Genomic DNA, 22,318 nt, shown 5'->3' with positions numbered 1-22,318 from the left:
ATATCAATAGCGTAACAAAGCAATGTTGCAAGCAATTTACAGGCAGATGAAAAAACTTTTTCAAAGCAAAAAAGCAGTCAAAATGACTGCTTTCTATTTTAGAAGAACGGAATTGATTTCGTAATATAACATGTAGGCCGTAATCAAGAAAAGAGGCAGCTGCGTTCCAAATAGGGCTAGACGGATGTTTTTGGGAAAGCTTTTCATCCCCGACCAGGAAATCCCGTGACGAAAAAGATAAGCGGCGAGCAAGAGCCAGAACAGAACTAAGGTTCCAGTTACAAAGGCTAGTCCCGGTTGCATAAATTTATAGAAATCGTAAGCCACCAAGGAAAGCGAGGCGACAATCAGCACGAAGTTGAGGTAGAAAAGTAAGAGCGTTACGATTGAAAGCCCTTTATTTTGACTATTCATTACTTCAAAGCTCCGACTTCGCGCAACTTCGCATCAATCGTTTCCATGACGGCTTGGCGGGCATCCAAGTCTTCGACGAAGTTGTATTTGTCGCCATCAATCTGAATCTTAGGTGAGCGGTCATAGTCGTCGAACCAGTCCCCGTAACGCTTGTTCAAATCAGCATAGTACTGGTACAAATCAGGATCTTGGTCCACCTGTTCAAAGGAACGACCGCGCTTCTTGATGCGGTGTAACATGGTATCCAAACTAACTCGAACATTAATCAACAGACTAGGACGCTTGATGTGAGAACCGCCCGGAATATCTTCCATCACGTTGTTCAAAAGGGATTTGTAGATGTCCACTTCAGTTTGAGTAGCACGGCCCAAATCAGCATTTAATTGGAAGAGCAAGGCATCTTCAAAAATGGAACGGTCAACCACGGAAAGTGGTGTCTTTTCAGCTTGATACAGCTGGTCCAAACGTGTGTTCAAAAAGTAGAGCTGCAAAAGAAAAGAGTACTTCTTGGGATCTTGATAAAAGAGCGGCAAGATGGGATTATCATCGACGCTTTCGTAAAAGCCCTGTCCACCATAACGCTGGGCCAAAAGCTCTGTTAAGCTGGTCTTACCCGCTCCAATAGTTCCTGAAAGTACAATCATTTGCGCCACTCCTCTTTCTTTATTGCCTATCTAGTATAACAAAAAAAGCAGCCCGCACTTAAGATTGGCTCTGCTTTTTTGCGCGATTATTTAATTCCTTAACGTAAGCTTCGAGGGTCAAGTGATGCTTGGTCATGTACTTCGCGTTCTTAACGCCGACATAGCGGAAGTGCCAAGACTCGTAATCAATACCGGTCTCTTCCATCCCCTTTTTGTCAGCTGGGAAACGGAGGATAAAGCCGTAATCAGGCGCGTGCTCAATCAACCACTTCTGCGAAGCGAACTGGTCCATTGCCCCTTCCAAGCCGGGATACTTTGCTAGGGCATCATTCCCCGCCAAATCAATGGCCTGCCCGGTGTGGTGTTCGGATGAACCGGGCGTTTGGACAACGGCCTTAGTGGCTGCCAAGGCCTTGTCATAACTGTCGCCACCCGCCTCATTATTTTGCAAAACTTGGTTGAAGACCTGGGTTTGATCAGCAATTGAACGGTAGCCGGAAACAAGGGTCGTGGCATAACCGGCTTGCTGAGCGCCCTTCTGGAAGTCTTCAACCGCCGATACAATTCGTTGGTCGACAATCTTGCCCTCTAGCGTGGCCTTAGGAAAGTTCATTTCATGCTTTAGCATGTGCTGCTTGTTGACGAGGACCAAGTCCCAGTCAGAAGCCTTCACGCCCTTAGGTAAGCTGCTGGTGGTCTTTTGAGCTACAGTCTGCTTTTGACCGACCTTATGCGTGCCCAGGGTAGCTTGCAGTGCAATAATCAGCAGAATTGCTGCCAGCGTAAATGACCAGATTCGTAATTGTTTCCACATAGAAGACCTCCATGATAACAAAAAGCGCCAGGCTTTCGCCCAGCGCTTATCTTAGTGGACAGTCAGGGGCTCGAACCCTGGACCCACGGATTAAGAGTCCGTTGCTCTACCAACTGAGCTAACTGTCCATTGTGCTAATCACAACAGAAATAATATTATCATAAACTAGCACAATCAACAAGCCTATTTGCTGATTTTTATCTTAAAAAGCCCTTACTTTTCTTCTGCCAAAAGGCTTTCTGCCAAGTAGAAGCAACCGAGGATTCCGGCGTTGTCACCGTTGGCAACCGGCACAATGTAGTCTTCCAATTGTGGCGTAGCCAAGTAGTCCTTCATCTGTTCGGCAAAACTCTTACGGATCATTGGAAAGAGAACTTCACGGTGAGGCACACCACCACCGAAAACAATCTTCTCCGGACGCAAGATCATCGTGTAATCAACGGCAGCTTGAGCCAGGTAAAAGGCTTCGATTTCCCAAGCGAGATGGTCATCAGGAATTTCCTTAGCCGACATGCCCCAACGGTCTTCGATAGCAGGACCGGCAGCCAAACCTTCCAAACACTTGTCGCCGTGGAATGGACAGTGGCCCTTGTAAGTATCCTTAGGATGCTTTTGAAGAAGAATGTGTCCGGCTTCAGGGTGACCGTAGCCAGCCAACATCTTGCCACCGCTAACAATTCCAGCACCAACACCGGTACCAACCGTCAAGTAAACCATGTTATCGACGTCTTTGGCAGCACCGGTCATAAATTCAGCCCAACCGGCACCGTTAACGTCCGTGGTCCAGAAGTAAGGAATGTCACGCCAGGCCTTCATTCGACCCAAGAAATCATAACCAGACCAACCGCGCTTTGGCGTGTCCAAAACATGTCCGTATGTCCGTGAACCCTCGACAATGTCGATTGGGCCAAAAGCCGCAATTCCAATTGCCTCAATATCATCAAACTTATCGAAAAATTCGATAACCTTATCCAAGGTCTTCTTACCATCCAAAGTTGGGAAGGCATCGCGTTCAATGATGTTAAAGTCGCGGTCAGCAACCGCCACCACAAACTTCGTTCCACCAGCCTCAATCGCACCAAGTAGTCCCATCAGCATACTCCTTTAAATCAATCTTTATTATAGTCGAGGAATTTTAGAATCCCCCTTAGACTATCTACACTCATATTGTAAACGCTTTCAAAACAAAAAGCAATCTAGTTATTTAGAAATTTAATTTTCAATTTATTTTGGCTTTATGCATGTTTAACCTGGCGACCGTATTATAAAAGCATCAACAAAGCGAGTTCGTCTCAAACAACAAGCGCGTTGAAAATTCTTTAAACAGTGAGGTTGCCTTATAAGCAGAATGACTGATGACTCAACACATCAGAAACACGAAACCCCAGGTCCAGGGACCAAAACGTCGTTCTCCCAATGACGTACATTCATATTCTTTTCCCTCTCCCAAATATTCTCTTAAAATGTTCTCCCCGATAGCCACCCTAGGTTATCGGGGTTTCGTGTTTTTCAGGGCAAATAAAAAAGCCCGTTGGGCTTTATACGAGATGGGCAAGGTAGCGCATCAATTGACCGACCACCTGCATCAAGGTTGGAAAGGTATTCCAGGCAATGTGAACACCGAGGGAATACTGCACCTTACCGGTAATCAAACGAACCAGAGTTAGACCAGTGGCCAAGGAACCATAGGTCAACCAGTCCACCAAGCGAGTGGGATTGTGCATGTAGGCAAACATAATCGTTGGAATGACGAACTGAGCGATTTTACCCCAAGGCCGCAAAGCCCAGACATAGTAACCACGGAAAATCGTTTCTTCCAGAGCCGGTGCCAGCAAGCTAATCGAGAGGTTAAAGATAATTAAATCCAGCGAGCTCATGCCCTTCATGTAGGAATCCAGGGCGGCCTGGTTATTGCTGGAGGTGCTAGGCAGCAAGTAAGAAATTAGGACATAGGCGACAATCATGCCGCAAAAGCCAATCGCAGCTACCGCAACCTTGCTCATATCCGGCTTTTCAAAGTAGGAATGGTCCCAAAGTTGTAACGGAATAACCAAGAGCACAACGACAACCAATTCCAGGAAAATCCCAATCATCATTGATCCGGGAAAAATCCCCTTAAAGGACAAGGGCAGCATGTTGATGATACCCAGGAAAAAGATTGGGCCGATAATGAGCGGAATTAACCAAATGGGAACGAATAATTTTTTAAGTAATTTTGAATTCATGCTTTTACGTTACCATAAATCAAATAAAAAAGGCTCTCTTGAGCCTTTTTTAAAGAAAGATTTACTTGTCATTGTAACCGTTGGGATGACTTTCGGTCCAATTCCAAGCGGTTTTAATAATATCTTCAACATTATCGTAATTTGGCTTCCAGCCAAGAACGTCACGGGCCTTGTCAGAATTAGCCACCAAGATATCGGGGTCACCAGGGCGGCGTGGGCCAACCTGTGCTTTAATATCGACACCAGTGGCCTTACGAGCGGCTTCCACCATTTCCTTAACTGAGAAGCCAGTGGCTGATCCCAAGTTAAACTGGTTGGAATCATTGCCTTCCGCCAAGTACTTCAAGGCCAAAATGTGCGCATCGGCCAAGTCGATGACGTGGACGTAGTCGCGCACGTTGAAACCATCCGGCGTGTTGTAATCATCCCCGAACATTTCGATGTGGTCACGTTGGCCGTTGGCCGCTTGCAAAATGATTGGGACCAAGTGGGTTTCGGGATTGTGGTCTTCTCCAATTGATCCGTCTTCAATAGCGCCGGCAACGTTAAAGTAGCGCAAAGCTACCCATTTGATGCCGTCAGCTTGGTCAGCCCAGTCCATGATTTTTTCCATCATCAACTTTGATTCACCATAAGGGTTGATTGGCTGTTGGGGATCCGTTTCCTTGATTGGAATGTGCACTGGATTACCGTAAGTGGCCGCCGTTGAGGAGAAGACGATTTGCTTAACATCGAATTCCTTCATCACTTCCAACAGGGTAATCATTCCTGAAGTGTTGTTGTCAAAGTACTTCAAGGGATTCGCCACGGATTCTGGCACGATTGAAAAGGCGGCAAAGTGCACAACCTGTTCAATATTTTCCTTCTGGAAAACTTCGCGCAAAGCATCCTTATCGCGAATATCAACCTGGTAAAAAGTTGCCTTGGGATCAACCGCCTGACGGTGGCCCGTCACCAAAGAATCGACAACGACGACGTCCTGGTTATTTTGCACCAAACGCTTCACCATGTGTGAACCGATGTAACCGGCACCACCCAATACTAATACTGACATGGAATTTCCTCTTTCTATCTTTAAAAATTAATTTTTACGCCATTCAATTTCAGCTTCAGCAGAAACCGTGTCGCCCAGCATGATGCGATGGCGGCTAGTGTTACCGTCCAAAATCACTTCGGAATTAATGGTGTGGCCGAGGTGGACTTCGTTTTCGTAACGGAGCTTAACGTGGCTGACTTCGTGACTTTCCATAAAGTCAGGGTCCAAGGGATCCAACATCCATTCGATGTATTTGGTGTTGTTCACGTGCTGGTTGCCGTCGATGTCGAGGTAGCGGACGCGGTAGGACCGCGTTTCAAAGTCTTCGTCTGCTTCGATTTTGGCGGGATTGTCCATGCCCGGCAAATGCTTAACGGCTTCGGAACCATACTTAGCCAAAATATCTTCCGGCAAACGAATCATGCGGCGCTTGTGGATATCAATCATTGCCCAGAGGGAAACAATATCGCAAAGGACTTCGCCCTCTTCTGACAAAATCTTAAAACCACGGCGGGCAAGGAAGGAATTGTTGTGTCCAACAGTTGTTTGAATGCGGATCACTTCGTCCATTTCGGGGCGACGATTAATGGTGATATCATATTGCAAAATCACCCAGCCGTAGCCGCGCGGACGCATCACTGAGGGACCAATACCCAGCACATTACTTTGCAAGGTCGAGGATAGAATGGCCAGATTCATCATCATCGGCAGGGAAAGCTTCCCCGTTAGGTCGGTCGCGTAATCTTCGACTGGCCGCTTGATTTCATATTCATGTGCCATTAATCTTCCTCCTCAATTTGATGGTAAATCCGGTAAACTTCCTGGCGGGCAATGCCCCGTTCCTTAGCAATCTGCTTAATGGCAGGGTTAGGCTTTAGACCTTGGTCGACCAAGGCTTGGACAGCTTCACGCACCGGTAGTTCTTCTTCGTCGGCTTCGGCAACTTCTTCGGCAATTTCATCCGGTGTCGCACCACCAATCATGACGACAAATTCGCCACGAATCTCATTATTGCGGCTCCAGTCCGCCAGTTCCTGAGCTGAACCACGTAAAAATTCTTCATACCGCTTGGTCAGTTCGCGCGCAAGCACCACTGGCCTTGCTGGCCCCATAACTGTAACCAAGTTAGATAAAGTGGACTTTAAACGATGGGGCGCTTCATAAATAATGACCGTTTCCTGGCGAGGACGGAGCGCTTCTAATTCTTCAATCTGCTCGCTTTTTTTACGGGGCAAAAAACCATGGAAATAGAATGGTTGGGGTACCAAGCCAGAAGCAATTAAAGCGGTAATGCCAGCTGAAGCGCCTGGAATCGGAACAACCGGAATCCCGGCCGCCACAGCCGCTTCCACCAGTTGCTGACCAGGGTCAGAAATCGATGGCAAGCCAGCATCGGAAACCTGGCCAATCGTCGTGCCTTCTTCCAGCATTTGGATTAGTTCGGGTACGCGAGTTTGCCAGTTATGTTCGTGAAAAGAAATTTGCTTGGTATCAATATCAAAATAATTCAGCAATTGGGCCGTGTGTCGTGTGTCCTCGGCAGCAATTAAGTCGACTTCTTGGAGTGTTTCCAAGGCTCGGTTGGACATATCTTGCAAATTACCAATTGGAGTTGGCACTAGGTACAGGGTGCCGGTATCATGCTTTTGAAAACTTTTTTGAATCTGCATTTTAACCCTCCAAGGCGATGCTGACATCCAAAGTTACTTTTTCGAGACGGGTTTGCCAGCCGATGTTGGCCTTGGCCAACTCGTCAATGGCGATAATCGCCTGACTGGCGGCCATAATCTGCTCGGGTGAATAGTGGCTGTCGAGGCTTTTGTAAAAACCGACCAAATCTGAAAAATAGAGCTGGTCCGCCGGCATGTGCGGGTAAACCACCACGTCACGGATCAACTGGTGTAGCCAAGTAAAAATACGGTTAACCTGTTCAGGGGCTGAGATGAGCGGAGCCAAATCGGTTTGCAAGTAGGCAAAGGCAGACAAGTCGACTTGCATTGCCTTTTCAAACCATTTGAAGAAGACCGGTTGGGCCTTCTTCAACCACTCTGGCGACAGCGCTTCATCATCGGCGCCATCCCCTTGCCCTTCCAAATCAGGCAAATGAACGATCTGAGCACGGGAACGAATTGTTGGCAAAACCTCCGCCAAATTCGCCGTCAACATCAAAATCAACTGTGGACCCGCTGGATCTTCGATAAACTTCAAAAGAGAATTGGCCGCGGCAGTCGTCATCGTTTCAACTTGATCAAGGATAAAGACCTTGCGCGGACTTTCCAAAGTGGTCGTCGTAAATTCAGGCCGCAAGGCGCGGATTTGGGCGATTTTCAAAGGGGCATTAGCCTTCTCTGGCCGCACAACAAAAACATCCGGATGCTCATCCTGGCCAACCCGCAAAGCATTGACCGCATTAGGGCCAACCGCCTGCCAGGCCAAATAACGGGAAAAAGCCAGCATAGCTGGCTGATTGTTGCCTTCTAACAAGTAAAGATGGCTCAGACGTTCTTCGGCAATGGTTTGATCGAACTGGGCAACTACTGCTGGATAGGCTTCTTTTGCAATTGTGGCAAAAGTTTCGGTCATTAGAAGTGGTAAAAGTTTTCAATGTTTTGGGTGAAGACCGTGGCCCCACCAACTTCAACTTCAACTGGGAATGCACCGGCATGGTCGGCGTCCATTCCAATTGGGGGAACCATAAATTGCTTCCGCTTTTGTGAAACCGTCTTGATGATGTCGAGGACTTCTTCAACACGTTCATCTTCGATGGCGATCATGTAAGTTGTGTTACCGGAACGCAGGAAACCACCAGAAGTGGATAAACGCGTGGTCCGAATGTTGGCCTTCACTAAGGCGTTACTTAATTTTGTTGCATCTTTATCTTGTACGATTGCAGTCAATAGCTTCATGAGTGCACCTCCACATACTGTTTAATGCTGTCAATGACGTCGGCGATGACTTGGTCAAGCGCCTGATCGGCATTGATTGTTTTTATTCTATCAGAAAAACGATCAGCGAGACTCAAATAGCCTTCGCGAACCCGTTTATGAAAATCGATATCTTCCTTGTCGAGCCGGTCGATTTTATCTTGACGATTAGCCTGAATTCGGGCCAAACCAACTTCCACCGGCAAATCCAGATAGATGGTCATATCGGGCATGAAGCCCTCGGTAGCAAATTGGTTGATGTCCCAGACCGTTTCATAACCCAAACCACGGCCATAACCTTGGTAAGCGATTGAAGAATCGAGATAACGATCGGAAACGACCGTTTGCTTTCGGGCAAGGGCCGGGAGAATCGTTTCCTGTAAATGCTGCCGGCGGGCGGCAGCAAAGAGCAAGGCTTCCGTGCGGGCATCCATTCCAGTCGACTCATCAGACTTCAGAATGTTACGGATGGCTTCCGCAATCGGCGTTCCGCCCGGTTCCCGTGTTAACAAGACCGGCCCAGCAACAATTTTTTCAATTTCTGGTAAAACCGCCGTCAAGACAGAGGTTTTGCCCGCTCCTTCTGGCCCTTCAAATGAAAAGAAAAATGGTGCAGGCATTAGAAATCCTCCTGTAACCAGACATTGGGCATGTTTCCCATTGTACGGCGACGACGGGCCTCGCGATAAACGTAGCTGAACTTCGCGCGAGCCAGGGCCGTTTGGGCTTCCACCAAATGGCCGTTCACACGAGAATCAATCAAAGCCGTTTCCGACTGCTGCGCAGCGACCAAATCCTGCTTCAATTGGTCGATTTCATAAAGAAGAATGTTGTCGTATTCCCGCTTTAAGTTAATTTGTGCTTTTTTCTTTGCCATTAAATTTCATTCCGCCCTTCGACTGCCTTAATCAAGGTCAACTGGTCCGCATAATCAATGTCGGAGCCGACCGCCAAACCGTGTGCCAGGCGGGTAACCTTGATGTGTGCCGGCTTCAGCAAACGTGCAATGTACATGGCCGTCGCTTCTCCATCAGCGTTGGCGTTCGTTCCCACGATGACTTCCTTAATTTCAGGATGGCTGGACAAGCGGCGAATCAAGGAAGGCAGGTTAATGTCTTCGGGACCCGTGCCAGCACTGGGTGAAATCAAACCGTGCAAAACATGGTAAAGGCCGTGATATTCACGGGTATTTTCCATGGCCATGACGTCGCGTGCATTTTGCACGACCAAAACCGTCTTTTGATCACGGGAAGGGTCGCGGCAAATGACACAAGGATTTTCATCTTTAGAGGTCAAGTTACCACAGATTTCACAGAAGGTAATGTCTTCCTTTGCTGAAATCAAGGAGTCGGCAAAGGAACGCACCACTTTGTCATCCATCCCTAGAGTAAAGAGGGCTAAACGCGTGGCGGTTTTGGCCCCAATGCCGGGCAGCTTTTGGTAGCTATCAATCAATTTTGCGATTGGTTCCGGATACTGCATCTCAACGATCCTCCTGAGAATGGTCAACTACCTGAACAAGGTCGGGGCCAAAGAGGTCCTGCGCTTCTTGGACAATGTCAGGCCCGGCCTGCTTTTCTGCTTCCGTTTCAGGACGTGCCGCTTCCGTTGGAGCGGGTGCCGGATCCATTTGAGCAGTCGTAGCATTGGCTTGCACGGGCTCCAAGTCATTTAAATCATAATGACTGGTTTGCCCGGATTTGAGCTCCTTAACGTATTCGGAGCGCTCCTGGCGCCATTGATCTTGCGAAATCATTACCAGTTGACTTGGTAGTTGAGCTTGTTCTAATTCTTTATGCAATTCACTTTGAAGAGCACCGTCCTGCAAGGCCTGTTCCATCAAAGCCGGGTAGTCAAAGGCCAATACTAGCGCATCACGACTTGCAGCAACTGGTTCAGCCGTTTGCAAAAGGGCCTGCTGATTGACGGCAAAAATCCCTAGCAAATCACCCCAAGCACGCTTGGTGTCCTGTAAGGCATCACGCTGTGCCTGACCCAAAACGGCAAAGACCGCCTTTTGGCCAGTATAGGCGATTGGAGCAACAGCCGCTTTTGCCGGAGCTGCCGGTTGTGCTGCTGGAGCGGGCTGACTTTCTTCTTGCGGTGCGGCGGCAGGCTTAGGCTTCTCCTGGACTTCAGGAATACGATCAGGCTCAGGCTGGCTTTCAGCCGGAACTTGAGGCGCTTCATCCTTCGTCGAAAGTGTTTCTGCCACCTGACTTGTCACTTCTAGAACCGGTTCAGGATTTGGCACAGTGGTGGTCTCTGCGGCCTTCGCTTTAGCCTTCCGTGCTGGAGTGGCCTTAGCAGCAGCGGGCGCCGCTTCGGTAACAAGTGCTTCTACATCCGTCGCCAATTTAACCGTCAAAAGCTCCAAATAGACATCGCTTTGAACGGAGGACTGCAACTGCTTTTGCATGTCATCAATGGCTAGCATCATCTTTTGGATTTTGTCATGGGTCAACAACTGGCCCAACTTTTTCAAGTCATCCAAAGAAGCAGTCGAGTGAATCAAATCTGGCGTGATATCCGCCAGCATGACGTCGCGCAAAGTCTGAATTAAGTCCAGCAAGAAACGGCGGGCGTCCTTTCCCGCTGCTAAAATATGACTCAAATCTTCCAAAGCAGCCGCCGTCTGCCCTTGGCTAACTTCGGACAAGTACTGCATCAGTTGATCGATTTGCACTGACCCAGTGACTTCCAAAGCAGTCTCAGCCGTAATTTTATCCGGCTGAAAAGCAATTACTTGGTCCAAAATCGACAAAGCATCTCGCATACCACCTTCTGCGGCCTTCGCGATAATCCGCAAGGCTTCGTCTTCGTAGGCTACGCCCTGTTCCTTCAGAATGTAGGCCATCCGCTTTTCCAAAGTTTCATCGGAAATCCGCTTAAACTCAAAGCGCTGCGTTCGCGACAAAATTGTGGCCGGCATCTTTTGCGGCTCCGTCGTTGCCAAAATAAACTTCACTTTAGCGGGCGGTTCTTCCAAGGTCTTCAACAGCGCGTTAAAAGCACCCGTCGACAGCATGTGGGCTTCATCAATAATGTAAATTTTATAAGGGGCTTCAATCGGGGCATAATTGGCACTATCACGAATATTACGGATTTCATCAACCCCGTTGTTGGACGCCGCATCAATTTCGATAATGTCGGGGATTTGACTGTCATCAGTCTTTGGATCGATGCCGTTTACTTCTCGGGCAAAAATCTTAGCCGCAGAGGTTTTACCAGTTCCACGAGGCCCTGAAAAGAGGTAGGCGTGCCCGGTCTGGTGGGCCTTGATGGCATTGGCCAGCGTCTTAGTGATAACTTCTTGACCAACCATGTCAGCAAATGTTCGTGGTCGATATACGCGATACAGTGCTCGATATGCCAATGTAGACCTCCCCTTACAAAAAAAACCGCCAGCAGGCGGTATAAACTATGTACGCAAGCACAACTTCGAACATCCTTAGGGCTGCTACATTCCTGTCCTGACCCGGTTCGGAAGCCAACGCTTGCCTGCTATTACATTATAACGAAGTTTAATTTTTTAGGCAAGAATAGAGCTAGTCTTCTGGCTTAATTGACAGTTTTTTGGCTTTTCTAGCGGCACGAATTTTCTGAAAAAAAGATTGTAGCAATTGGCCCGATTGCTCCGCTTCCAAACCGGCATGGACTTCAACCTGGTGATTCAAACGGTCATCTTCCAAAATCTGATAAAGGGAGCGCGTACCGCCGGCCTTGGGATCTTCGGCACCATAATATAGCACCGGAATCCGCGAATTCACGATTGCGCCCGCACACATGACACAGGGTTCGAGAGTCACAAAGAGAGCCGTGTCCTCGAGACGGAAGGAACCAATCGAACGGTTAGCCTCTTCAATGGCTAAAATTTCAGCATGGGCTGTGGCTAACTGGTCCGTTTCACGATGGTTATACCCAGTTGCGATGACTTCGCCATCCTTAATGATTACCGCACCGATTGGCACTTCCCCAATCGCTTCGGCCTTACGGGCCTCAGCCAGTGCCAAGTCCATAAAATGCTGTGCGTCCGCCGGCTCAATTTGGGGCCGCTTAATCATGCTTAACACTCTCCAAAATTTGGTAGCCCTTTTTCTTGGCAATCACTTGGGCGTTGCCAAAGGTCGCCTCCATATTCTTTAAGGCAGACGGCGCCCCCTGCTTCTTTTGCAGAACAGCAATCAGCTTGCCACCCTCAACAAGGTGTTCCTTGGCATCTTGTAGCATGGCCGTCACCACCTGCTTACCCGCTCGAATGGGCGGATTAACCAAAATCAAAGCATAGTCATTATCAACCGCCTGGTAAATATCCGATTGAAAAACCCGCACTCGATCCGCCACGCCGTTTTTCTCAGCATTATGCTCAGCCAACTCCAAAGCACGTTCGTTCACGTCAACCATGTCGATTTCGCGACCACTTGCTTTGGCATAAGCAACGCCGACAGGCCCGTAGCCAGTCCCTAAATCAAGCACTCGTCCGGCCGGAATCGCCACATCAATGGCGGCATCCAGCATAGTCCGGCTCCCAAAATCAATCGTGCGCTTAGAAAAAACGCCAGAATCCGTGCGGAAATGTAAATTGTGTCCCAAGAGTTCAAAATCAAAGTCCTGGTAATGGTGTTCGGAACTGGGGTCCGCCGTGAAATACTGCTGACCATCAACTTTATCGGACATAAGGTCTCCTTCTATGTACAAAAAAAGAGCGCCGAAGCACTCTTTTTAAATGGATTACTTCAAAGTAACTGAGGCACCAGTTGCTTCCAAGGCTTCCTTCAATTCGTTAGCTGCGGCTTCGTCAAGACCTTCCTTAACAACTGATGGGGCACCATCAACAAGGTCCTTAGCTTCCTTCAAGCCCAAGCCAGTTGCTTCACGAACTGCCTTGATAACCTTAACCTTAGCAGTACCTGCTGAAGTCAATTCTACGTCGAATGAGCTCTTAGCAGCACCGTCACCGCCAGCAGCACCACCAGCAGCAACTGGGGCAGCAGCAGAAACATCAAATTCTTCTTCGATAGCTGAAACCAAATCAGCCAAATCCAAGATAGTTGCATCCTTCAATGATGCGATAATCGCGTCTTTATCAAAAGCCATGATTAAATTCCTCCAAAATATTGTCTTGTATGTGTATTAATAAAATTATTCAGCAGCTGCGTCAGAACCTTCGCCCTCAGCTTCCTTCTTTTCGCGCAATGCATTAACTGCATAGGCGAAAGTACGGATTGGGTACTGCAATTCTGCCATCAACTGACCAAGCAAACCATCGTGAGATGGCAATGAAGCATACTTTGCAATGTCATCAAGACTTGCAATGCTGCCGTCGACAACACCACCCTTGATTTCAACGGCGTCGCTTTCGTCAGCAAACTTCTTCAAAATACGGGCAGGTGCCACAGCATCTTCATCTGAGAAGGCAACGGCTGAAGGGCCCTTGAAAAGGTCGTTCAATTCGGCATAGCCAGCCTTTTCAGCGGCACGTACCAAAACCTTGTTCTTGATAACTTCAAGCAAAACGCCTTCTTCACGCAATTGGTGACGCAATTCAGTTGAGTCAGCAACTGACAAACCACGCATGTTAATAATAACAGCAGAAGTGGCGTTCTTGAACTGGTCAGCAACCGCTTCAACCTTCTTGGCCTTAAGTGCAATAGCTTGTTCACTCATGTGAGATTCTCCTTCCTCAAGATTTTTTGCAAAAGAAACCCGCATGCCAAAAGACATACGGGTAAAGTTTTTAAACTTCCTCGGCAGGTAAATTAAGGTGCAAGCACCACCTGAGTCTTAGGCAAAATCGATTCAATTACTTTTTATAGTTTAGCAAGTTCTGCTAACCTTGTCAATTAAAGTGAGTTAACGTCCAAGGTAACAGCAGGACTCATCGTTGATGAAACGGCAACGTTAGAAACGTAAGTTCCCTTAACGGCTGCAGGACGAGCCTTCAAGATAACACTAGCGATTGCCTTGATGTTTTCAGCCAACTTGTCTTCGTCAAATGATACACGACCAACAGTAACGGCAACGTTTCCGTCACGGTCAGTACGGTAGGTAACTTGACCACCCTTAGCATCTGAAACAGCCTTGGTAACATCCATGGTAACAGTTCCAGTCTTAGGGTTAGGCATCAATCCCTTAGGACCCAATGCACGTCCAACACGACCAACTTGGGCCATCATGTCAGGAGTGGCGATGGCAACGTCAAAGTCAAGCCATCCACCTTGGATACGCTGAACCAAATCAGCAGCACCAACGACATCAGCACCGGCAGCTTCCGCTTCCTTAGCCTTGTCACCTTGTGCAAAGACAACAACAGTCTTGTCCTTACCACTTCCGTTAGGAAGAACAACGGCACCACGCAATTGTTGGTCAGCCTGACGAGTATCAACGTTCAACTTGAAAGTCAATTCAACAGAACCGTCGAACTTAGCGTATGAAACTTCCTTCAACAAAGGAAGAGCTTCCTTCAAGTCATATTGCTTTTCGGCATCAACCTTAGCAGCGGCTTCTAAATACTTCTTTCCATGCTTAGTATTCATTATTCTGCGTCCTCCTTGATTGCTGTACCATCAACAGTCAAATCAACACCATCAACAGTAACACCCATTGAACGGGCAGTACCTTCGATCATCTTCATTGCTGCAGTGATGTCATTGGCATTCAAATCGGCCATCTTGTTTTCGGCGATAGCACGGATTTGGTCAAGAGTAACGTTTCCAGCCTTCTTGACGTTAGGTTCACCAGAACCCTTACCAACAATCTTACGCAATTGGTCAGCTGCTGGTGGAGTCTTCGTAACGAATTCAAATGAACGGTCATCAAATACTGAGATTTCAACCGGGATCATTGAACCTGCTTGGTCAGCAGTACGCGCGTTAAATTCCTTAGTGAATTGCGCGATGTTAATTCCAGCTTGTCCCAATGCAGGACCAACTGGTGGAGCTGGGGTTGCCTTAGCGGCAGCGATTTGTAGCTTAACTACATTTACGACTTTTTTAGCCACGATTATTTCCTCCTCGTGTTGTGGTAGAGCGCAGCTTTAGTGCTGCTTCCACACATGCCTTTGGCATGCCTTATTATGATAACAAAAAAAGCAGCCCTAAACAAGGCTGCTCTTAAGATTTAGATGTTAACATCAACGTCGTTAAAGGCAAGTTCCGTAGGCGTTTCACGACCGAAGACTTCCACCGTTGCTTCCAAACTTTGCTTTTCAGCATCAATGGAGGTAACGATTCCTTCCATACCATTGAAAGGTCCGTTGACAATCTTGATGGTCTGGCCAACTTCAACGTCCAGGTCGACAACTTCGCGCGTGGTCATGCCCATACGCTTCATCAACAATTCAACTTCTTCTGGCAAAAGTGAGTTAGGCTTTGAACCGGCACCGTGAGAGCCCAAGAAACCAGTAACGCCAGGCGTGTTACGAACAACATACCAAGCTTCATCGGTCATGTTGCCGTCTTGTGGAGTGGCCATTTCAACCAAAACATAACCAGGGAAATCATTTTCCACAGAAGTCTTAACTTCACCATCTTGAACAGTGGTTACTTCTTGTTCTGGAACCAAAATACGGAAAATTTGTTCCGTCATCCCCATCGTCTGAGTACGTGATTCCAAGTTGGCCTTAACCTTGTGTTCGTATCCTGAATAAGTGTGGACCACAAACCAAGCCTTTTCGATTTCGTCTGATTCTGTCATTGTAAAATGCCGGCACTAGCGTGCCTTCCTCCTTTTATTGGTAAATAAAAAAGAGCTTTAAAAGCTCCTTCTCGCGCTGAGGCAAGTATACTATAAATCTGATTAATGTGCCAGAATGAAGTCGAAAAGTGCCTGCAACAACCAGTCGGATGCACCCAAGAACAGGGCAAAAGCAATGGAGATTGAAATCACAGCTGTCGTTTCCTTAGTCGTTTGGTCCAAATTCAACCATGAGACCTTACGCATTTCATTAGCAACGTTCTTAAAATAAGTAATCATTTTCTCTACCCTTACTTAGTTTGTTGGTGGACGGTGTGCTTACCACAGTGTGGGCAGTACTTCTTTACCGTCAATCGTTCGGTGCGGTCCTTGGACAAAGTCACCGTGTAGTTACGTGATCCACAAACCGTACAGGCTAAGGAACCTTTTTGACTTGCCATAGTTGGGCCTCCGTTCTTCAAAGTATAGTAACATTTGCCCGGCTAAATATCAAATAGCCGCGCGTAGTGCTTGTTTAAAACGATATTGCATTTGACCGAAACGGCGCGTTGTTCTTTGCTTGGGGCCGTTGACCTCCAGACCAATCAAGAAACGCACTGCTGCTCGAAAATCCGCCGTGTCAGCCAAGTCCAGCTGACCGATTCCTTCTCGAATCAAGTAGAGCTTTTCCGGATTCAAGCCATCCGTTCCAATCTCCAAACCCTGAAAATCCTCACTATCCTGGGAAAGCATTTCCTGGCGGAAACGCGCTTTACCCGTGTAGTATTGGCGGATTAAATCCGTCGCACGGTTAGTCAAAGCCGTGGTGAAGTAGGTTGAAAACTTCGCGCTCTTCTTATTGAGGTCATAACGGCGAATGCACTTGAGTAGCAACTCGAGCGCTTCTGAAAACCAGTCATCCAAGCGGATTTGTCCAGCGACTTTGCGATGGTGCACTTTATATATCAAGCCCCGCAAATGATGAATTAAAACTGGATAGGCACACTGATGCCCCTTCTTAGCTGCGACAACAACGGCACGTAAACGATCCTGCATTTTCCTTCTCCCTATAAACGATGTTTAGAGGGGATGACGCGAGTTATATCCTTGATAAATCAGTAATGAAGCAGCAACACTAGCATTTAAACTCTGGACGTGGCCAATCATCGGAATCGTCAACATTCCGTCAACTTTCTTCTTTAGAAGGGGTGAAATGCCCTTCCCTTCGTTTCCAATAATTAGTGCGGTCGGACCCTTAGCGTCCCAACGACGGTAATCCTCGCCGGCCATATCGGTGCCAAAAATCCACAAACCTTCTTTTTTAAGCGCTTCGACGGTCTGAGCCAAGTTCGTAACCCGGCAAACCGGCACGTGTTCAATGGCACCCGTTGAGGTCTTCGCCACCGTCCCGGTTAATTGCACGGCGCGGCGCTTAGGAATAATGATTCCATGCACGCCACCAGCATCCGCGGTACGCAAAATCGAACCCAAGTTATGGGGATCCTCGATGTTGTCCAAAATCAAGAAGAAAGGCGCTTCGCCCGCCTCCTTAGCCTTGGCAAACAACTCCTCCATCGTGGCGTATTCGTAGGCGGAAAGCGATACGACAACCCCTTGGTGATTGGCTCCATCAGTCAATTCGTCCAGCTTAGCCTTAGGCGTTTGTTGGACAACTAGCTTACGCTTTTTAGCCAAGGACAAAACTTCGTTTCGAATCTTGTCGTTTAAACCAGTCTGCAACCAAACCTTGTTAATGTCTTGTTGGCTCTTTAAAACTTCAACCGCCGCATAGTGGCCGTAAATAAAATTCGTTTGATTTTCCTTACTCATAGCGTGCCCTTCCATCTTCAACCGCAGCAAAAATCCAGTTCATCAATTCGTCGAAGCGATTCATCTGTCCCGATAAGTAGAGATAGCCGAACATGGCTTCAATTCCCGTCGAAATCCGGTATTTAATCACTTCTGTGTGCTTGGCCGAGGTGTGGGACTTGGCGTTGCGCCCTCGCTTAAAGTAAGTCATTTCATTTTCTTTTAAAAGACCATCGGCTTCCATTACCGCGTAAATAGCAGCATGAGCCTTAGCCGAAACGTAGTGGCGGCTGTGTTTTTGCATGGCATTGACCTTGGTAAATCCCAATTCCAGTAAATGCTTACGCACTGCTACTTCATAAACTGCATCGCCGATATAAGCAAGCGACAACCCGTTCATTTGTTCATAATCCAAGTTTGGGACCTCAACATTTCTTTAATTCGTGTCACCAAAACATTCCTTGTACGAACATGTTTTAGTTTAAAGGGTCAAACATTCCTTGAATAGGAATGTGGCACAAGGACCAACACCCACGGCATAATTAACGGTTCTTATTCTTGAGATAGCGACGAATAACGCGCCACCAACGCCAGGCCCACATTAGAATAAAGCCAACTAGGACCGATCCCATCATATGGGCGGCAATCCAAGCCTGCTTCAGTGGCGGCCAGATCAGCATTGAAATCACAAAGAAGGCCACGGACATAATTACAGCCCAGCGCCATTGGGACCAAGTCGTTAATTGGTAGGCATAGTGAGGCTTGCTTTTGGGCATCACCCGGTAGTTGAGCTGTTCGCCGGCTGGTGAGAAAGTCCAAACAAAGTAGAGGCTAAAGCAAAATAGAAACCAGTCTGGATCAAAGACATTGTGGCCACGAACAATTCGAAAAACAAATGCAATGACTAGAATCACGATGGGTACGATGATTAGCGTCCAAGCCTTTTTGACAGACAGATTGCGAACCCAGGGAACCCAATTAATTTTGAAATCGTGATGTGAAGCTGGCATGCTGCTCTCCTTTTTAAATCGAGTAACTTCTTTTATCTATTTTACCGGGACAAAGAAAAAATGCTAGCTTACGCTAGCATTTTCCTGGAAATTTAATTAGTTGTTATCCATGGCTTGGGCAACATCGTCCAAGCTTGGCAATTCATCTGGATTTTCATCATCCGGACTAGCAACAACTTCTCCGATTACCTTTGGCTTAATGCGACGGTATTCGGCCATACCAGTACCGGCAGGAATGATCTTACCGATAATGACGTTTTCCTTCAATCCAACAAGTGGATCGTTCTTGCCGCGGATAGCAGCATCAGTCAAGACACGAGTAGTTTCTTGGAATGATGCAGCAGACAAGAATGAGTTGGTCTCCAAGGCAGCCTTGGTGATACCAAGCAAGACTGGACGAGCAGTGGCTGGAACCTTACCTGCAAAGAGGGCTGGTTCGTTGGCACGCTGGAAGTCCGCGATATCCATCAAAGTACCTGGCAAAAGATCAGTTTGACCTGGATCCATGACGCGAACCTTACGCAACATCTGACGAATCATAACTTCGATGTGCTTATCGGACACTTCAATACCCTGCAAACGGTAAACCTTCTGGATTTCAGAAAGCATGTAAGATTCAGTCGTCAAGGTGTCGGTAACGGCCAACAATTCCTTAGGATCAATAGGTCCTTCGTTGATGGCTTCTCCACGCTTGATGCTGTCCCCTTCACCGAAACGCATACGAGCAGTCAATGGCAAAGTGTAAGAACGAGTATCGGTCTCACCTTCGATGGTAACTGTCTTAGTGCGTTCTGCTGGGTTTTCTTCAATGGTTGTAATCTTACCAGTGACTTCAGAAATTTCAGCACGTCCCTTAGGGATACGAGCTTCAACAATTTCCTGCACACGAGGCAAACCTTGCGTGATATCGTTTCCACCGGCAACACCACCCGTGTGGAAGTTACGCATGGTCAACTGAGTACCAGGTTCACCGATTGACTGAGCGGCAACCGTTCCAACAGCTTCACCAACTTCAACTTCTTCACCAGTAGCCAAGTTACGACCGTAGTCCATAACTGAAACACCGTGTTCAGTGGTTGAAGTGAAGACAGAACGAATGGTTACTTCTTCGATACCTGCCGCAACAATCTTCTTGGCAACATCTTCGTCAATCATTTCGTTACGAGGAACGATAACTTCACCAGTCTTAGGATCAACAACCGTCTTCATTGCGTAACGACCAAGGATACGATCGTAAAGTGGTTCAACAACTGAAGTTCCATCCATGATGGCACGCACAGCAACACCACGATCTGAACCGTTGTCGTATTCACGAACGATAACGTCCTGGGCAACATCGACCAAACGACGAGTCAAGTAACCTGAGTTGGCCGTCTTAAGGGCCGTATCAGACATTCCCTTACGGGCACCGTGGGTCGAGATAAACATTTCCATAACAGTCAAACCATCACGGAAGTTTGAAGTAACGGGCAATTCGATGATCTTACCACCAGGTCCGGCCATCAAACCACGCATTCCGGCCAACTGAACGAAGTTCGAAATGTTACCACGAGCTCCAGAATCCTGCATCATAAAGATAGGGTTCTTAAGGTCGAAACTTTGAATCAATTCGTCTTGGATGACATCCTTAGCCTTTGACCAGATGTCGATAACACGCTGGTAACGTTCGGCGTCGGTAATCAAACCACGACGGAACTGCTTGGTAACTTGGGCAACTTCCTTGTGGGCGTTTTCCAAGATTTCAGGCTTGTCAGACAATTCAGTAACATCGGTCATGGCAACCGTCAAACCAGACTTGGTTGAGATGTCGTAACCGAGATCCTTCATGCGATCCAAAAGCAATGAAGTTTCAGTAACCTTGTAGCGCTTGTAGACTGCCGCAATGATGTCGGCCAAGAAGCCCTTCTTGAAAGGCTTGATGATGTCTTGTTGCTTCAAGAAATCATGAATATCTTCACCAGCATCCATGAAGAAGTCATCTGAGATAGCGTTAAAGTTTTCATCAGATGGTTCGTTGATGTATGGGAAGTCCTTTGGCAAGATTTCGTTGAAGAAGAGCTTACCAACGGAAGTAACCATAATCTTTTCGCGTTGTTCTGGGGTAAATGGCTTTTCTTCAGGGAATGAAGAAGTTTGGATACCCACACGCGTGTGATAGTGAACCAAGTGGTTTTCAAAGGCCAAACGAGCTTCATCAACAGATGAGAAGATCATGCCTTCGCCTTCGCGGCCTTCTTCTTCAGTGGTTAGGTAGTAGTTACCAATAACCATATCCTGAGAAGGCGTAACGATTGGCTTACCATCCTTAGGTGCCAAAATGTGACCTGCGGCCAACATTAGCAAACGGGATTCAGCTTGCGCTTCATCAGACAAAGGCACGTGAATGGCCATCTGATCACCATCAAAATCGGCGTTATACGCTTCACAGATCAATGGGTGCAAACGCATGGCCTTACCAGAAACCAAAACTGGTTCAAAGGCCTGAATTCCCAAACGGTGCAAGGTAGGTGCTCGGTTCAAAAGCACTGGGTGTTCTTGGATAACATCTTCCAAAACATCCATAACATCTTCGTCAGCCTTGTCAATCTTGCGCTTAGCTGACTTAACGTTGCCAGCCAAACCACGCTTCGTCAATTCACGCATGATGAATGGACGGAACAATTCGATGGCCATTGGACGTGGAAGTCCCATCTGGTTCATCTTCAAGAAAGGTCCAACATCGATAACGGAACGTCCTGAGTAATCAACACGCTTACCCAGCAAGTTTTGACGGAAACGACCTTGCTTTCCCTTCAACATGTGGGAAAGTGACTTCAAAGGACGGTTACCAGGACCGGCAACAGGACGGCCACGACGACCGTTATCCATCAAAGCATCAACGGCTTCTTGCAACATACGCTTTTCGTTTTGCACGATGATGCCAGGGGCATTCAAATCGAACAAACGCTTCAAACGGTTGTTACGGTTGATAACACGACGGTACAAATCGTTCAAATCAGAAGTGGCGAAACGGCCACCTTCCAACTGAACCATTGGACGCAAGTCAGGTGGGATAACTGGAATAACTTCCATAACCATCCATTCTGGCTTGTTTTCTGATTGCAAGAAGGCTTCGATGATGTCCAAACGACGGACAGCACGAACACGCTTTTGACCAGTAGCTTCCTGCAATTCCTTCTTCAAGGCAGTTGCTTCGGCTTCAAGGTCAACGTCGGCCAACAATTGCTTGATGGCTTCGGCACCCATGCCCGCCTTAAAGTTAGCACCGTATTCCTTCTTCAATTCGCGGTATTCACGTTCAGTCAACAAACGCTTCTTTTCCACGGGAGCATCCCCTGGATCAACCACGACGTATGACGCAAAGTAAATGACTTCTTCGAGGGAACGTGGTGACATATCCAAGACCAAGCCCATACGTGATGGGATTCCCTTGAAGTACCAAATGTGAGTAACCGGAGCGGCTAGCTCAATGTGACCCATGCGTTCGCGACGTACCTTTGAAGAGGTAACTTCGACGCCACAGCGGTCACAGACAATGCCCTTATAACGGATTCGCTTGTACTTACCACAGGCACATTCATAGTCCTTGGTAGGTCCGAAAATTCGTTCATCAAACAAACCATCTTTTTCAGGCTTAAGTGTTCGATAGTTAATGGTTTCGGGCTTCTTAACTTCACCATGAGACCAGTCATGGATCTTGTCAGGAGAAGCCAAACCAATTTGCATACTCTCGAACTTATTTACATCGATTGCCATCTATTGGTTCAC

Annotated in this window: 28 protein-coding genes, 1 tRNA gene, 1 other RNA gene and 1 other annotated feature; all 30 genes read right to left on the bottom strand. The window is 47.5% G+C overall.

The window, feature by feature from the left end; translation table 11 throughout:
* Positions 1-93: 93 nt before the first annotated feature.
* The gene (locus ABSY64_RS04810) at positions 94-414 is read right to left on the bottom strand and encodes a hypothetical protein (RefSeq protein WP_349641949.1); all 321 of its coding nucleotides are present in this window, start codon (positions 412-414) and stop codon (positions 94-96) included.
* Positions 414-1,058: a deoxynucleoside kinase gene (locus tag ABSY64_RS04805; protein WP_349641948.1), complete on the bottom strand. Its 645-nt coding sequence runs from the start codon at positions 1,056-1,058 to the stop codon at positions 414-416. The genes ABSY64_RS04810 and ABSY64_RS04805 overlap by 1 nt, the downstream gene beginning before the upstream one ends.
* Positions 1,059-1,116: 58 nt before the next feature.
* A complete protein-coding gene (locus ABSY64_RS04800; protein WP_349641947.1) occupies positions 1,117-1,872 on the bottom strand; it encodes a M15 family metallopeptidase in 756 nt (251 codons plus the stop codon).
* 55 nt (positions 1,873-1,927) lie between these two features.
* Positions 1,928-2,000 (bottom strand) — tRNA-Lys (locus ABSY64_RS04795).
* Positions 2,001-2,085: 85 nt separating this feature from the next.
* Positions 2,086-2,964, bottom strand: a complete 879-nt coding sequence (locus tag ABSY64_RS04790; protein WP_349641946.1) for an ROK family protein — start codon at positions 2,962-2,964, stop codon at positions 2,086-2,088.
* 446 nt (positions 2,965-3,410) lie between these two features.
* Positions 3,411-4,097, bottom strand: a complete 687-nt coding sequence (locus ABSY64_RS04785; RefSeq protein WP_349641945.1) for a CPBP family intramembrane glutamic endopeptidase — start codon at positions 4,095-4,097, stop codon at positions 3,411-3,413.
* Between the two features lie 61 nt (positions 4,098-4,158).
* Positions 4,159-5,151, bottom strand: coding sequence for a UDP-glucose 4-epimerase GalE (gene galE, locus ABSY64_RS04780; RefSeq protein WP_349641944.1), 993 nt, complete (start codon positions 5,149-5,151; stop codon positions 4,159-4,161).
* A gap of 27 nt (positions 5,152-5,178) precedes the next feature.
* Positions 5,179-5,913: an acyl-[acyl-carrier-protein] thioesterase gene (locus ABSY64_RS04775; protein ID WP_349641943.1), complete on the bottom strand. Its 735-nt coding sequence runs from the start codon at positions 5,911-5,913 to the stop codon at positions 5,179-5,181.
* Positions 5,913-6,803, bottom strand: coding sequence for a 16S rRNA (cytidine(1402)-2'-O)-methyltransferase (gene rsmI, locus ABSY64_RS04770; protein WP_349641942.1), 891 nt, complete (start codon positions 6,801-6,803; stop codon positions 5,913-5,915). Before rsmI ends, ABSY64_RS04775 begins: the two co-directional genes overlap by 1 nt.
* A 1-nt stretch (position 6,804) precedes the next feature.
* Positions 6,805-7,716, bottom strand: coding sequence for a DNA polymerase III delta subunit-related protein (locus ABSY64_RS04765; protein WP_349641941.1), 912 nt, complete (start codon positions 7,714-7,716; stop codon positions 6,805-6,807).
* On the bottom strand, positions 7,716-8,039 hold the full coding sequence (gene darA / locus ABSY64_RS04760; RefSeq protein ID WP_349641940.1) for a cyclic di-AMP receptor DarA: 324 nt from the start codon (positions 8,037-8,039) through the stop codon (positions 7,716-7,718). The genes ABSY64_RS04765 and darA overlap by 1 nt, the downstream gene beginning before the upstream one ends.
* Positions 8,036-8,677, bottom strand: a complete 642-nt coding sequence (tmk, locus tag ABSY64_RS04755) for a dTMP kinase (RefSeq protein ID WP_349641939.1) — start codon at positions 8,675-8,677, stop codon at positions 8,036-8,038. Before tmk ends, darA begins: the two co-directional genes overlap by 4 nt.
* On the bottom strand, positions 8,677-8,934 hold the full coding sequence (locus ABSY64_RS04750) for a YaaL family protein (protein ID WP_349641938.1): 258 nt from the start codon (positions 8,932-8,934) through the stop codon (positions 8,677-8,679). Before ABSY64_RS04750 ends, tmk begins: the two co-directional genes overlap by 1 nt.
* Positions 8,934-9,539 carry a recombination mediator RecR gene (recR, locus tag ABSY64_RS04745; RefSeq protein WP_349641937.1) on the bottom strand — a complete coding sequence of 202 codons (606 nt, stop codon included), beginning with the start codon at positions 9,537-9,539 and terminating at the stop codon, positions 8,934-8,936. Before recR ends, ABSY64_RS04750 begins: the two co-directional genes overlap by 1 nt.
* Position 9,540: 1 nt before the next feature.
* Positions 9,541-11,433 (bottom strand): DNA polymerase III subunit gamma/tau, encoded by a 1,893-nt coding sequence (gene dnaX, locus ABSY64_RS04740; RefSeq protein WP_349641936.1) that lies wholly within the window; start codon positions 11,431-11,433, stop codon positions 9,541-9,543.
* A gap of 39 nt (positions 11,434-11,472) precedes the next feature.
* Positions 11,473-11,571, bottom strand: an RNA gene (gene ffs / locus ABSY64_RS04735) — signal recognition particle sRNA small type.
* 34 nt (positions 11,572-11,605) lie between these two features.
* On the bottom strand, positions 11,606-12,121 hold the full coding sequence (gene tadA, locus ABSY64_RS04730) for a tRNA adenosine(34) deaminase TadA (RefSeq protein ID WP_349641935.1): 516 nt from the start codon (positions 12,119-12,121) through the stop codon (positions 11,606-11,608).
* A complete protein-coding gene (locus ABSY64_RS04725; RefSeq protein ID WP_349641934.1) occupies positions 12,114-12,734 on the bottom strand; it encodes a class I SAM-dependent methyltransferase in 621 nt (206 codons plus the stop codon). The genes tadA and ABSY64_RS04725 overlap by 8 nt, the downstream gene beginning before the upstream one ends.
* Positions 12,735-12,788: 54 nt before the next feature.
* Positions 12,789-13,154 (bottom strand): 50S ribosomal protein L7/L12, encoded by a 366-nt coding sequence (gene rplL, locus ABSY64_RS04720; protein ID WP_349641933.1) that lies wholly within the window; start codon positions 13,152-13,154, stop codon positions 12,789-12,791.
* A 45-nt stretch (positions 13,155-13,199) separates the two neighbouring features.
* The gene (gene rplJ / locus ABSY64_RS04715; RefSeq protein WP_349641932.1) at positions 13,200-13,724 is read right to left on the bottom strand and encodes a 50S ribosomal protein L10; all 525 of its coding nucleotides are present in this window, start codon (positions 13,722-13,724) and stop codon (positions 13,200-13,202) included.
* Between the two features lie 23 nt (positions 13,725-13,747).
* Positions 13,748-13,864 (bottom strand) — a sequence feature (ribosomal protein L10 leader region).
* 36 nt (positions 13,865-13,900) lie between these two features.
* Entirely contained in the window at positions 13,901-14,593 is a 693-nt protein-coding gene (gene rplA / locus ABSY64_RS04710; RefSeq protein ID WP_349641931.1) for a 50S ribosomal protein L1, read from the bottom strand.
* Entirely contained in the window at positions 14,593-15,057 is a 465-nt protein-coding gene (rplK, locus tag ABSY64_RS04705; RefSeq protein WP_349641930.1) for a 50S ribosomal protein L11, read from the bottom strand. Before rplK ends, rplA begins: the two co-directional genes overlap by 1 nt.
* A gap of 119 nt (positions 15,058-15,176) precedes the next feature.
* Entirely contained in the window at positions 15,177-15,752 is a 576-nt protein-coding gene (gene nusG / locus ABSY64_RS04700; protein WP_349641929.1) for a transcription termination/antitermination protein NusG, read from the bottom strand.
* A 102-nt stretch (positions 15,753-15,854) separates the two neighbouring features.
* Complete coding sequence (gene secE, locus ABSY64_RS04695; RefSeq protein WP_349641928.1) at positions 15,855-16,031, bottom strand: preprotein translocase subunit SecE; 177 nt, start codon at positions 16,029-16,031, stop codon at positions 15,855-15,857.
* A gap of 11 nt (positions 16,032-16,042) precedes the next feature.
* Positions 16,043-16,192 carry a 50S ribosomal protein L33 gene (gene rpmG, locus ABSY64_RS04690; RefSeq protein ID WP_349641927.1) on the bottom strand — a complete coding sequence of 50 codons (150 nt, stop codon included), beginning with the start codon at positions 16,190-16,192 and terminating at the stop codon, positions 16,043-16,045.
* Positions 16,193-16,241: 49 nt separating this feature from the next.
* Positions 16,242-16,787, bottom strand: a complete 546-nt coding sequence (locus ABSY64_RS04685; protein ID WP_349641926.1) for a sigma factor — start codon at positions 16,785-16,787, stop codon at positions 16,242-16,244.
* Between the two features lie 24 nt (positions 16,788-16,811).
* Positions 16,812-17,561: a 23S rRNA (guanosine(2251)-2'-O)-methyltransferase RlmB gene (rlmB, locus tag ABSY64_RS04680; protein ID WP_349641925.1), complete on the bottom strand. Its 750-nt coding sequence runs from the start codon at positions 17,559-17,561 to the stop codon at positions 16,812-16,814.
* Positions 17,554-17,940 carry a Mini-ribonuclease 3 gene (locus ABSY64_RS04675; protein WP_349642215.1) on the bottom strand — a complete coding sequence of 129 codons (387 nt, stop codon included), beginning with the start codon at positions 17,938-17,940 and terminating at the stop codon, positions 17,554-17,556. Before ABSY64_RS04675 ends, rlmB begins: the two co-directional genes overlap by 8 nt.
* 142 nt (positions 17,941-18,082) lie before the next feature.
* Positions 18,083-18,550, bottom strand: a complete 468-nt coding sequence (locus ABSY64_RS04670; RefSeq protein ID WP_349641924.1) for a hypothetical protein — start codon at positions 18,548-18,550, stop codon at positions 18,083-18,085.
* 96 nt (positions 18,551-18,646) lie between these two features.
* Positions 18,647-22,306: a DNA-directed RNA polymerase subunit beta' gene (gene rpoC, locus ABSY64_RS04665; RefSeq protein WP_349641923.1), complete on the bottom strand. Its 3,660-nt coding sequence runs from the start codon at positions 22,304-22,306 to the stop codon at positions 18,647-18,649.
* Between the last annotated feature and the right edge of the window lie 12 nt (positions 22,307-22,318).

The sequence above is a fragment of the Eupransor demetentiae genome, from assembly GCF_963930865.1.
GTDB lineage: Bacteria > Bacillota > Bacilli > Lactobacillales > Lactobacillaceae > Eupransor > Eupransor demetentiae.
The sequence above is the reverse complement of the archived record's forward strand: the minus strand, read 5'-3'. Positions and strand labels throughout refer to the sequence as shown.